General features: G+C 31.0%; 10 protein-coding genes. 5 read left to right on the top strand and 5 right to left on the bottom strand.

Translation table 11 applies throughout. The features are described from left to right. Nucleotides 1-64 precede the first annotated feature (64 nt). From tig to clpX, 3 genes are all read left to right on the top strand, one after another. Entirely contained in the window at nt 65-1393 is a 1329-nt protein-coding gene (tig, locus tag APS56_RS13165) for a trigger factor (protein ID WP_054729111.1), read from the top strand. Nucleotides 1394-1534: 141 nt separating this feature from the next. Further along, nucleotides 1535-2209 (top strand): ATP-dependent Clp endopeptidase proteolytic subunit ClpP, encoded by a 675-nt coding sequence (gene clpP, locus APS56_RS13170; RefSeq protein ID WP_054729113.1) that lies wholly within the window; start codon nt 1535-1537, stop codon nt 2207-2209. A 76-nt stretch (nt 2210-2285) separates the two neighbouring features. Continuing rightward, entirely contained in the window at nt 2286-3518 is a 1233-nt protein-coding gene (clpX, locus tag APS56_RS13175; RefSeq protein WP_054729116.1) for an ATP-dependent Clp protease ATP-binding subunit ClpX, read from the top strand. A 284-nt stretch (nt 3519-3802) separates the two neighbouring features. On the opposite strand, the gene APS56_RS13180 is transcribed toward clpX, so the two are convergent. After that, nucleotides 3803-5317 (bottom strand): GH3 auxin-responsive promoter family protein, encoded by a 1515-nt coding sequence (locus APS56_RS13180; protein WP_054729120.1) that lies wholly within the window; start codon nt 5315-5317, stop codon nt 3803-3805. Nucleotides 5318-5360: 43 nt separating this feature from the next. Between APS56_RS13180 and APS56_RS13185 the strand changes: the two genes are divergently transcribed. Continuing rightward, entirely contained in the window at nt 5361-6152 is a 792-nt protein-coding gene (locus tag APS56_RS13185; RefSeq protein ID WP_054729123.1) for a DUF2797 domain-containing protein, read from the top strand. A gap of 66 nt (nt 6153-6218) precedes the next feature. Here the strand turns inward: APS56_RS13185 and rpsU are convergent, their stop codons facing one another. Beyond that, the gene (gene rpsU, locus APS56_RS13190; protein ID WP_054729126.1) at nt 6219-6413 is read right to left on the bottom strand and encodes a 30S ribosomal protein S21; all 195 of its coding nucleotides are present in this window, start codon (nt 6411-6413) and stop codon (nt 6219-6221) included. Nucleotides 6414-6446: 33 nt separating this feature from the next. Beyond that, a complete protein-coding gene (locus APS56_RS13195) occupies nt 6447-7310 on the bottom strand; it encodes a sigma-70 family RNA polymerase sigma factor (protein ID WP_054729129.1) in 864 nt (287 codons plus the stop codon). Between the two features lie 333 nt (nt 7311-7643). Between APS56_RS13195 and APS56_RS13200 the strand changes: the two genes are divergently transcribed. Further along, nucleotides 7644-8678, top strand: a complete 1035-nt coding sequence (locus APS56_RS13200) for a carboxypeptidase-like regulatory domain-containing protein (RefSeq protein ID WP_054729132.1) — start codon at nt 7644-7646, stop codon at nt 8676-8678. 45 nt (nt 8679-8723) lie between these two features. Here the strand turns inward: APS56_RS13200 and APS56_RS13205 are convergent, their stop codons facing one another. Both APS56_RS13205 and APS56_RS13210 read right to left on the bottom strand, forming a co-directional pair. Next, on the bottom strand, nt 8724-11411 hold the full coding sequence (locus tag APS56_RS13205) for an AsmA-like C-terminal region-containing protein (RefSeq protein ID WP_054729137.1): 2688 nt from the start codon (nt 11409-11411) through the stop codon (nt 8724-8726). An 87-nt stretch (nt 11412-11498) separates the two neighbouring features. Continuing rightward, nucleotides 11499-12203 (bottom strand): queuosine precursor transporter, encoded by a 705-nt coding sequence (locus APS56_RS13210; protein ID WP_054729140.1) that lies wholly within the window; start codon nt 12201-12203, stop codon nt 11499-11501. Between the last annotated feature and the right edge of the window lie 69 nt (nt 12204-12272).

Consider the following 12272-nt stretch of genomic DNA (forward strand, 5'->3'; position numbering starts at 1 on the left):
TTTTAGGGTTTTAAAAAAACCTTATATTGTTAAATGCCTGATTTAAGGCTTTATATCATATAAAATGAATATTACAAGAGAAAACGTAGATGCATTAAATGCTGTAGTGAAAGTAGATATCGCGAAAGAAGATTATAGCGATAAGGTTGAGAAAATCTTAGCAGATTACCGTAAAACAGCAAACATTCCCGGTTTTAGAAAAGGTCATGTGCCAATGGGCATGGTTAAAAAACAATATGGAAAAGCAGTATTGGTAGATGAAGTAAATAAATTACTTCAAGATGCATTAAATAAATATTTAACAGAGGAAAAGTTAGATGTGTTAGGGCAGCCTTTACCAAAACCTCAAGATGACATTAATTGGGATGCTGATGGGTTCTCTTTTGAATTTGAATTAGGTTTAGCTCCAGAATTTGAGGTAGAATTAAAAAGTAAAAAAGCCATTACGCAATATAATATTGTGGCTGATGACAAAATGATTGATGAGCAAATTGAGCGTATTCAAAAGCAATATGGGAAATTAGTGTCTCAAGACATTGTTGAAAAAAATAGTGAAATTACTGGAGTTTATAGAAATGAAGAGCGTGAGATTGAAAACACAGTTACTTTAACACTTGATAAATTTAAAGGAAAAGCTACTGAAAAACAATTTATTGGAGCAAAGTCTGGTGATGTTATTGCATTGCAAACAAAAGGACTTTATAATGATGATCATGATTTAATGCATGCTTTAAAGGTGGATCATGATACGGTTCATGGTTTAGATATTGAAGTAACATTTACAATTTCTGAAATAAACAAACGTGAGTTGGCAGATTTAGATCAAGAATTATTTGATAAATTATTTGGCAAAGATGCTGTAACTTCTGTAACAGAACTTAAAGGGAAAATTAAAGAAGATGCTGAGAAGCAATTTGCACAACAAGCGGAACAAAAACTTTTAAATGATGTTACTGAATATTTAGTTGATAATACAAAATTTGATTTACCGGCTGAGTTTCTTACCAAATGGATGCAAACTGCAGGAGAAAAGGAAATTGATGCACAGCAAGCAAAAGAAGAATATGAGAAGTCAGAAAAAAGCTTGCGTTATCAATTAATTGAAGGGAAGTTAATTGCAGATAATAACATTCAAGTGACTATGGATGATATTAAAGGACATGCGAGAGAAATGATTAAAGGACAAATGGCTCAGTTTGGTCAAATGAATCCTTCAGATAAGGAATTGGATGATATTGCAGCACGTGTGCTTTCTAACCAAGAAGAAGCACGTCGTATTTCTGAGCAGTTGGTAAGTCAAAAATTGCTTGCTATGTATAAAGAAAAAGCAAATATTAAAGTAAAAGAAATCACATATGAAAACTTTGTTAAAGAAGTTTATGGCGATAAATAAGTAAATAATAATTGCTTATATTTAGGCGCTTAAATCAATCGATTTAAGCGCCTTTTTATTCAGAATGAATTTTTTCTAAAGAGGTTTAGTACATCTTGATAAAAATCAGGGTTTTAATCAAAAAAAATATAAAAACAGATTATGGATTACGCAAAGGAATTTGAAAAATTTGCCATAAAAGATCAAGGGATTAGTAGCACATATTACAACAAAATTGTGAGTAGTATGTACCCTTCCAATATGACGCCTTATATTATTGAAGAACGTCAATTAAATATATCGCAATTAGACGTGTTTTCTCGTTTAATGATGGATCGTATTCTTTTTTTAGGTACGGGAATCAACGATAATATTGCAAACATTGTTCAAGCACAATTATTGTTTTTAGAAAGTGTTGATGCATCCAAAGACATTCAAATGTATATCAATTCTCCTGGAGGGAGTGTGTATGCAGGCTTAGGTATTTATGATACCATGCAATTTATAAAACCAGATGTAGCTACTATTTGTACAGGTATGGCCGCATCCATGGGAGCTGTATTGCTTTGCGCTGGTGCTAAAGGGAAACGTAGTGGGTTGACTCATTCAAGAGTTATGATTCATCAACCACTTGGAGGAGCACAAGGACAAGCGAGTGATATTGAAATAACGGCTCGTGAAATTTTAATTTTGAAAGAAGAGCTTTATAAAATTATAAGTAAGCATTCAGGGCAAGATTACGACAAAGTTTATGAAGATAGTGATAGAGACTATTGGATGAAAGCTGATAAAGCCAAGGAATATGGTATGATAGACGAGATATTAGCACGTAATTAAATAAAAATTTGTAACTTTACCCCTTGTTTTTAAGGGATTAAAAAACAAGTCGCACTTACCTAATTTAAAAAGATTAATGGCAAAAGAAGAATTAGAATGCTCGTTTTGTGGTAGAAAAAAACCTGAGACTAACTTGCTTATTGCAGGCTTAGATGCTCATATATGTGATAGATGTATTGAGCAAGCTCACGGAATTGTGGTTGAAGAATCTAAACAAACCGATAGTAGTGATTTATCAGCAGAATTAAAACTTCGCAAACCCCAGCAGATTAAAAATTTTTTAGATGAATATATTATTGGCCAAGATATTACAAAAAAAGTAATGTCAGTGGCTGTATACAATCATTATAAGCGTTTATTACAGCCTGTTACTAAAGATGAAATTGAAATTCAGAAGAGTAATATTATTATGGTTGGGCAAACAGGTACAGGTAAGACGTTAGTGGCTAAAACCATAGCAAAAATGCTTAATGTGCCTTTAGCTATTGTAGATGCAACCGTATTAACTGAGGCAGGTTATGTTGGTGAAGATGTAGAAAGTATCTTAACAAGATTACTACAGGCCGCAGATTATAATTTAGAAAAAGCCGAAAAAGGTATTGTTTTTATTGATGAGATAGATAAAATAGCTCGTAAAAGTGATAATCCTTCTATAACGCGTGATGTATCTGGGGAAGGTGTGCAACAGGCTTTATTAAAACTATTAGAAGGTACTGTGGTTAATGTGCCGCCAAAGGGAGGTCGTAAACATCCAGATCAAAAATTCATAGAAGTAAATACTGAAAATATTTTGTTTATTGCTGGTGGTGCTTTTGACGGTATTGAGCGTGTGATTTCTAAGCGTTTAAATATGCAAGCTGTTGGCTACAGCGCGTCTATATCAGATGAAGTTGTAGATCAAAATAATTTATTACAATATATTATTCCTAAGGACTTAAAAGATTTTGGTTTAATTCCTGAAATTATTGGTAGGTTACCTGTATTAACACATATGGATCCTTTAGACGCTAAAACGTTAAGAGCTATTCTTACAGAGCCTAAAAACGCCATTATCAAACAGTATAAAAAGTTGTTTGCAATGGATGACATAGATTTCACTATTACAGATGGGGCCTTAGATTTTATTGTTGGCAAAGCCATAGAATATAAATTAGGAGCAAGAGGGTTACGTTCATTATGTGAAGAAATTTTAACCGATGCTATGTTTGAACTGCCATCATCAGATGAGAGTAAATTAAACGTTACTAAGATTTATGCTGAAGAAAAAATAACAAAAACAACTTTAAAGAAACTAAAAGCAGTTTCTTAAAAACGTTTGTTTTCTTAATAAAAAAACCACTCTAAAAGAGTGGTTTTTTTGTTTATGGATGTTAATTAATAAAGGACATTATGAGGATTGTTTTAGGGAACAGTTTGTGTTCTTATTAAAAACTGAGTTAAAAATATGTTTAAATATAAAAGTGTCAAACTTTATTGTTGTCTTTTAGATTAAGAGAAACTAATACTCGTTTAAAGGTTTTGTATGGGTGTATTTAATCGTTAACGGTACTAATTTGTATTATATAATATGTTGATAATACAAAAAGAAACTTATTAAGAATTTAGAACTAATAATTCATCTAAATATTCGCGTGTGTTTGATAGTCTTGGTATTTTATGCTGACCACCTAATTTATTATGTCGTTTTAGCCAATCGTAAAATAAATTGTGTCTTGCTATATGCAATATAGGTTTGTTCAGAGTTATGTTGTTGTAGCGTTTAGCTTCGTAATCAGAATTTGAAGATTTTAAAGCAGTATCCATTAGCTCAGTAAAATAATCAATGTCTTTTGGTGGTGTTTTAAACTCTATTAGCCATTCATGCCCACCCTTTTCTTTGTCTTTCATGAAAATTGGGGCTGCCGTAAATTCTGCAATTTCGGCCTTGGTGCTTTTACAAGCTTTTTTTAGAGCAGCTTCAGCATTTTCAATAATAAGTTCCTCTCCAAAAACATTAATATGATGTTTTGTCCTACCAGAAATTTTTATGCGATATGGGTTTAATGAAGTAAATTTAAGTGTGTCTCCAATTTTATAACGCCACAGTCCCGCATTAGTAGTTATGATAACGGCGTAATTAACATTTAATTTAACCTCACTAAGCGGAATGGCTTTTTCTTCAGGAGTAGCGTATATGTTCATGGGGATAAATTCATAAAAAATTCCATAATCCAACATTAAAAGTAATTCACTAGAATTGTTTCTGTCCTGAATAGCAAAAAAGCCTTCCGAAGCATTATAGATTTCATAATAATTAAAATCTTTTTTAGGAAGTATTTTTTTATATTGATCTTTATAGGGTGTAAAACTTACGCCACCATGAAAGTAAACTTCAAGATTTGGCCATACATCATGTAGGCTTTGCTTTCCTGTGGTTTCTAAAACGTTATTGAGGAGTACCAGCATCCAGGAAGGCACACCAGCTAAGCTTGTTACATTTTCATTGACGGTTTCATTTACAATGGCTTGCATTTTATGTTCCCAGTCGCTCATTAAAGATACTCTGTTGCTAGGAGTGCTACTAAATTCAGCCCAAAACGGCATATTGTCAATTAAAATGGCAGATAAATCACCAAAGATGGTTCCATTTTCTTTATACAGTTCTTTACTGCCTCCCAAGCGTAAACTTTTTCCTGTAAATAATTGAGAGTCTTCATTGTTGTTAAGGTACATACAAAGCAAATCTTTTCCTGCAGCATAATGGCAGTCTTCTAAAGATTCAGAACTTACAGGAATGAATTTGCTTTTAGCTCTAGTAGTTCCACTAGATTTTGCGAACCATTTTATAGGGGTAGGCCAAAAAATATTGGTTTCACCTCTTCTAGCGCGTTCAATATCATCTTGCCAACCATCATAATTTTTTATAGGTATACGTTCAGCAAAAGTCTTATAATTTTTTATGCTACTAAAATCGTATTGTTTGCCAATTTCGGTGTCTTTGGCAATAGCCAAAAGGTTTTGAAGCAACTCATTTTGTACTTCATTAGGGTATTTTAAAAACAAATCTATCTGATGAAATCGTTTTTTTAAGAACCAAGAAGCAATCGAATTTACTATAGGTATTGGCATATTTATTTTTATCTTTAAGTCTTTAAAAATAATACTTTTTTTTATGACCTACCAAGGTGTTTTAACAAAAATGGAAACTGAATTTACAAGCCCAATTCAATATTATTTGGTGTTTGAAAATGACTTTTTAAATATGAACCAGTTATTAAATAAAAACATCAGTATTCAATTTGTTAAATACCAATGTTTAAATTGTGGTTTAGATAAGTCTATTTACAGGCAAGGGTTCTGTAAAAGTTGTTTTTTTGATATTCCTCAAGCAGCAGATTGGATTATGCGCCCTGAACTAAGCACTGCACATTTAGAAATGGAAGATCGAGATTTGGAATATGAAAAAAAAGTACAATTGCAGCCACATATTGTGTATTTGGCAAATTCCAGCGATGTAAAAGTGGGTGTAACAAGAAAAAGTCAAGTGCCAACTCGTTGGATTGATCAAGGGGCTCATGAGGCTATAGAAATAGTAGAAGTTCCAAATAGATATTTAGCAGGGATTACTGAGGTGGCTTTAAAAGATTTTGTTGCTGATAAGACCAATTGGAGAAGCATGCTTAAAAATGATATTAAAGATGAAAATTTAGTAGCATGGAGAGATAGGTTAAAGCAATATATTCCAAATGAAGCTATAGATTATTATATAGAAAATAATACGGAAACCAATATTGAGTTTCCTGTATATAAGTATCCAGAAAAACCTAAGAGTTTAAATCTTTTAAAGCAGCAACAATTCTCCGGAAAACTGGTTGGGATAAAAGGTCAGTATCTCATTTTTGAGGACAATACTGTTTTTAATATTAGAAGCAATGAAGGTCTAGTGGTTAACATTTTAGTATAAAAAAACATCCTATTTACATTTTAATTGCAAATGGGATGTTTTTTTTTTATAATAGCTGTTTAACAGTTATATTTCCTCTTGGTCTCTTAAGTTTTGAATATATGCTGCCTTTTGAACTTCTCGACGTCTTTTTACAGATGGTTTTGTGAAAAATTGCCCATCTCTTAAGTTTTGCATTACTTTAATATTTCTGTGTTTTCTTTTGTAGCGTTTTAAGGCGCGTTCTATATTTTCGCCATCCTTAACAATAATTTTTAGCATATGTGATTTTTAATTTATATTATGTACAAAGGATTATCCTAAATACGTTTTTAGTACTTTACTTTTTGAGGTGTGTCTTAATCGTCTGATGGCTTTTTCTTTAATTTGTCTTACACGTTCACGTGTTAAACCAAAAGCATCTCCTATTTCTTCAAGGCTCATAGGTTGTTTTTTACTGATGCCATAATAATGACGAATAACTTCTGCTTCCTTTTCAGAAAGCGTATTTAAGGCACGGTTTACTTCCATGTTTAATGAGTTTTTTATCAAATCTGAATCTGGTCTAGGAGATTCGTCAGAATTAATAACATCATATAAATTAGATGTTTCACCTTCTTTAAAAGGTGCATCCATAGATATATGCCTACCCGAAATTTTTAAAGATTGCTTAACGTTGCTAACTGTAAGATCTAAATTATTGGCAATTTCTTGGGCACTAGGTGCTCTTTCATGTGTTTGCTCTAAAAAGGAATAAGCCTTATTTATTTTATTAATAGAGCCAATTTTGTTCAAAGGTAATCTAACTATTCGAGATTGTTCTGCTAAAGCTTGAAGAATTGCTTGTCTAATCCACCAAACAGCATAAGAAATAAATTTAAAACCTCTAGTTTCATCAAAGCGTTTTGCTGCTTTAACCAAGCCAGCATTGCCTTCATTGATTAAGTCAGGTAATGTTAATCCTTGATTTTGATATTGTTTTGAAACAGAAACTACAAAACGTAAATTAGAAGTTGTGAGGGTATCCAATGCTTTTTGATCGCCTTTGTGTATGCGTTGTGCCAGTTCTACCTCTTCTTCGGCGGTAATTAATGGGATTTTACTAATGTCTTGAAGGTATTTATCTAAGGATTTGGATTCTCGGTTGGTAACTTGTTTTGTGATTTTTAATTGCCTCATGTATTATTTTTAAAAGTTTAAATGTTCACCAAATAATAATATAACTTTTTTATTGCAAAAACCTAATAAAATGATGTTTTTGTTTGAAAAAATACAAAAATTGGACTGAAAATGAATTTTTTATATTTTTTTGAAGTTATAATTTATTGTAGACATAGCATGTAGCCTTTTTTTGAGTAGATTAGATTTTTGGCTTATTAATTGGAGCTACAATTTGTAAAATAAACTACTAACTTCATTTTAGAAAAGCTAATGTTTCTTAAGATACAACTTGATCTTAACAAAGGTGAAAACACCTGAACACAATTATGTTATAAAGTAAACTAATTTAGGATGTCAGTATATAAAGAAGAAAATCAAAAATCAATCTTATTTTTATTTTTTACAATATTTATATTACAAATGGATGTTGGCTTTTCTCAAAATCAAGTTACAGGACAAGTTTTTAGAGCTAAAGACTCTATTCCAATTTACAATGCATCAGTGTACTTTGATGGAACAAGTTTAGGGGTTACTACCAATGAAGAAGGATATTTTAAAATTTCATTTGAAAAGAATAATTCCCCTTTAATAATAAGTATAATAGGGTATGAACCTATTATAATTCATTCTCAAACTATTCAAACTAATAAAATATTACCTAATATTTATTTGCCTGAAAAATTAGAGGAATTAAATACTGTTTATATAGAAACAGACACGTGGAGTAGATTGAAAAAAATAAAGATGTTTAAACGAGAATTTTTGGGGAGAGGTAAAGCAGCTAGATTATGTAGAATAATTAATGAGGATTCAATTAAGTTAAGGTATATTTCTTCATCAAAGACATTAATAGCAACCTCTAATGTGCCTTTAATTGTTGAAAATAAGTATTTAGGTTATCTTTTAGAATACAACTTGAGAGATTTTCAAGTAAAGTTTAAAATGAACAATAATGTATCATCCATACCAATATCTATTAACTATCATGGATTTGTTTTTTTTAAAAGGTTAGAAAATAATTCTTCAATAAAAATTTCAAGAAACAGAAAGAAAAGTTACTTAGGATCTACCCTTCATTTTATGAGAGCTCTATACTCAAAAAATCTTGATGAAAATGACTTTAAAATTTATTATCAGTGGGTTGAGGTTCCTGCATATAAATATTTTAAGATAACAGATTTTGAAAACAAAAAACATATAAAACCGCTTGTTAATAAACTTGTAATTAGATATAAAGTCTACAACCAATCTGTAATGGTATTAAAAGACGAATTTACTATTGATTATTCAGGGCATCATGCCCCGCCTGAGTCAATTATTTTAAATGGTGAAATGTCTAAAAAACGCATTTCAGAACTGTTACCTTTAGGTTATAATCTACAATAGTATTTAGAAACTTTTTAATATAGGAATAACGGCTGTCTGTAAATGTTAATTAACTGTATCTTTTTTGTTTTTATTTAATAATCCGCCCAGAACATTTTTTACAGTATTTTGTGTTGTATTGGTTTTGGTTGAGGTTTCAGTGCTTGTTGTATCTGTTTTAGTTTTGCTACCAGACAAAAGACCTTCCAAGACATTTTTAACCGCATTATTTTGCTCTTGTTTTAAAGAGTCTGTTTTGGTTTGATTACTACCAATCATATTACCAATAAGATTAGATACTTTGTCTTTGCCTTCATTCAGGAGCTTTTGTTTTTCAATTTCAATAAGTTGCTTGGTTAAGTTTGAAACGCCACTTGTTAAGTCGGTTTTAACGGATGGATTTGTAAAACTACCTCCAATATTAGCTGTTACAGGAATGGTAATCTGGTTAACTTCATTATCGTTTATTTTTCCAATTAATCTGTTTACATCACTTCCTAAATATTTGGCAGGTACATTAAAAACGGCACTGTAATCCATGGTTTGATCAAAGCTGTGTGCTCCTGAAATGGTAATGCCAATGTCTTGATATTTTAAATCAAAAGGCGTTACACTAACCTTACCGTTGGCAAATTCAAGTTTGGTTTTTAAGTCTTTTAAATCTAATTTGCTAAAATCTATAAAGTTTAATGTGCCTTCTAATTTGTTCATTAGCTCACTTTGGTTGTCACCAATTCGGGTTGCTAATAATTCTGCCAAGGCATTGCCTGAAATTGTGTTCAAATTAGGAGCGAATTCTTCGTCTAAATCTCCAGATAAATTGATGTTCGTGTTTATTTTTCCTTGAATAATATTGGCAATTGGAGCAAGGCTTTGTAGTAGTTCTAAATCTTTAAACGATTTAGCAATATCAAATCCATCTGCGCTTAAACTCATGTTAAAAGTTGGTGTTTCTCCTTTTGTAGATACGTCACCGGCAATAGACAGGGCTCCATCAAAAATACTGGATTTCATATTTTGTAGTGTGGCTTGCTGGTCTTTTATCAATAGAGTACCTGAAACATCGCTTAAATTCAAATTGTCATAAACTACTGTTTTTGCATTCACATTAATGGTGCAATCTAAAAAAGCGGGTATTTTTAAAGATTCAGAACTTGTTGCAGTCGTATTGTCTGCAGTTTGTACTTCATCTTCAGACATAAAATCATTTATTTTAAATAGGTTTGAATTTAGTGTGAAATGGCCTTGTAAAGTACCATCATTTAATAAAAATCCGAGTAAATTATTAATAGTTCCCGTACCAGATAAATCACTTTCGCCTGTTTTAGCTTTAAAGTTACTTAAGGAAACTGTTGTAGGGTTAAAAGCCATAACGGTCTCTGAAATTTGTATTGGATTAGCAAAGGTTTCAGATGAGTAAGCAAAATCTGAAATACTAGCAGAGCCACTACTTTTAATACGTTCATAGGCATTGGTTTCAATGGCCTTCATATCAAAATTAGCATTTAATTTGGCTTTTAAAATACCTGTTAAGTCATTTTCTAACTCAATTGGATAGGCTTTATTGATATTTCCTAAATTTAAAACCCCATCAATATTGGCACTTACAAACATATTTTCGGTAAGGTTTTTTAAAGCAATAGATGATTTAAAAACATCTTGATCAATTTTAAAGTTTAGGGTGTTTATGTTAACATAGGTGTCTTTCATAAATCCTGTTTCATTTTTAATTTCAGTATCAATAACAATATTTTCTATACCTTTTGGTAAATCTGGATATCTAAAAGAGGCGTTATTTGATTGGAAACTAATGTTTAAAGTAGGAATGGTTTCTTCAGTAAGTATGCCTTTTACAATGCCTTTAATTTTAAAATCACCAGTGGTTTCAACATTTTCAATATCTTTAGAATAGGCTTTTGGGATAACAGCCAAGAAACTTTTAAATGAAGATTCAGGATTTTCAAAGCTAATATCTATGTCTTGTCCATTTTCAAGTAGCTGTACGTAACCTTGAAACTCGATAGGTAACTCATTTATCAGTGCTTTGTTTTCTTTAAAGGTATACTTGCTATTTACTAAATCCAATCCAATTTTAGCATCTAATTTTATAGGGTTGCTGTTTAAATAGTTAGTATTGTCAAAAATAAAACTAACATTGGCCTCACTTTTGGTGTCTAATTCAGAAATTTCTGTAGAAAAAGCACCTTTGCCTTCATGATTAAATTCGGTAATATGAATGGCCATTTTTGAAATTTCATCTACATAGGTCACTGCACTATTACTTATTTTATAATCTTCAATATCAAAAGCAAAACTACCATCACTTTCAGAAGTTGTTTCAGTTTCATTGTCTTTGGTAATATCATAATTGTTATTTCCCAAAGCATCCGTTTTTAAAGTCAGTAAGGCTTCGTCTAAATAAATACTATTAATAACAATTGGGCCTTCACTGGCTGCTTTGAATAATTCTTTGATAGACATGGTAAACGAAATGTTTTTAGCGCTTATAAACGTTTCGTCTTTAAAAGGTTCAAAATTGGTAATGACCAAATTATTTACACCTACATATGCCTGAGGAAAACTGCGAATAAAGCTTAAACTTACATCGCTAAATTCTACTTGAGCATTTAGATTTTCATTTATGAAACGCTTAACCATATCTTGTATTTGCCCATGAAATGCGAAAGGAATACCAATTAACAATACAAGGATTGTGAGTAGAGTGATGCCTGAGATTTTTAAAATTTTTTTCAAGATGTAGAATTTAGGTTATTTGTAATACAAATATATACGCAAAAATGATGGTAAAAGACTGAAAACAGTGAATTTATTGTTAAAAAGTTAAAGTAAATCAATTTCATCGTTTACTTTTAGCTTGAAACGTTTTCTAAATAAATAAACACCTAAGTAAAGAAAAGGTGTATCCAATATAGCGATGATCAGTTTAAAAAGAAACCCACTTATCAATAAACCATTAAAGTTTGTCCAATCAATAATATCAAACGAACACAATAAAAACACAATGGTAAAGGTGTCTATAAATTGCGAAAACCATGTTGAGAAATTATTCCGAAACCATAGGTGTTTGCCTTTAGTAAGCCGTTTCCAAAAATGATAAATTTGAATATCCACAAACTGTGCAAATAAATAGGTGAGCATGCTAGCAAAAACAGCAATAGCAGAATTTCCAAAAACATGATCAAAAGTATGGTCCTGTACATGAGACCACGATGTGGCAGGCACACTACTAGATACATATACAATCAAAAGTGAAAAAAAGGAAGCAAAAATACCAGTCACTACTACATCATTAGCACGTTTTTTTCCATAAATTTCACTAATTAAGTCGGTTATTAAAAAAGTAATTGGGTAAGGTAAAATTCCAACTGAAATTTCAAAAAGTTTGATTCCAAAAATCTCAAAATTCATTGGGTACCAATAGAAAAATTTTTGAAAAATTAAGTTAGAAACTACCAAAGAGGTAATAAACAAAGCTCCTAAAAGGATGTAGATACGTTGGGCAGCTAATTTATCTTTTAAACTCATTTGTAATTGTGAATAAATACGCCTTGTAAATATAAAGTATTAAAAATTGTTTTAGTTATTTTGCCAATA

The sequence above is a fragment of the Pseudalgibacter alginicilyticus genome, assembly GCF_001310225.1.
Classification (GTDB): Bacteria; Bacteroidota; Bacteroidia; order Flavobacteriales; family Flavobacteriaceae; genus Pseudalgibacter; species Pseudalgibacter alginicilyticus.

Bases quoted from the DNA above. Each gene is read 5' to 3' on its own strand.
- tig (WP_054729111.1), top strand. From the start codon at position 65: ATGAATATTACAAGAGAAAACGTAGATGCATTAAATGCTGTAGTGAAA.
- clpP (WP_054729113.1), top strand. From the start codon at position 1,535: ATGGATTACGCAAAGGAATTTGAAAAATTTGCCATAAAAGATCAAGGG.
- clpX (WP_054729116.1), top strand. From the start codon at position 2,286: ATGGCAAAAGAAGAATTAGAATGCTCGTTTTGTGGTAGAAAAAAACCT.
- APS56_RS13180 (WP_054729120.1), bottom strand. From the start codon at position 5,317: ATGCCAATACCTATAGTAAATTCGATTGCTTCTTGGTTCTTAAAAAAA.
- APS56_RS13185 (WP_054729123.1), top strand. From the start codon at position 5,361: ATGACCTACCAAGGTGTTTTAACAAAAATGGAAACTGAATTTACAAGC.
- rpsU (WP_054729126.1), bottom strand. From the start codon at position 6,413: ATGCTAAAAATTATTGTTAAGGATGGCGAAAATATAGAACGCGCCTTA.
- APS56_RS13195 (WP_054729129.1), bottom strand. From the start codon at position 7,310: ATGAGGCAATTAAAAATCACAAAACAAGTTACCAACCGAGAATCCAAA.
- APS56_RS13200 (WP_054729132.1), top strand. From the start codon at position 7,644: ATGTCAGTATATAAAGAAGAAAATCAAAAATCAATCTTATTTTTATTT.
- APS56_RS13210 (WP_054729140.1), bottom strand. From the start codon at position 12,203: ATGAGTTTAAAAGATAAATTAGCTGCCCAACGTATCTACATCCTTTTA.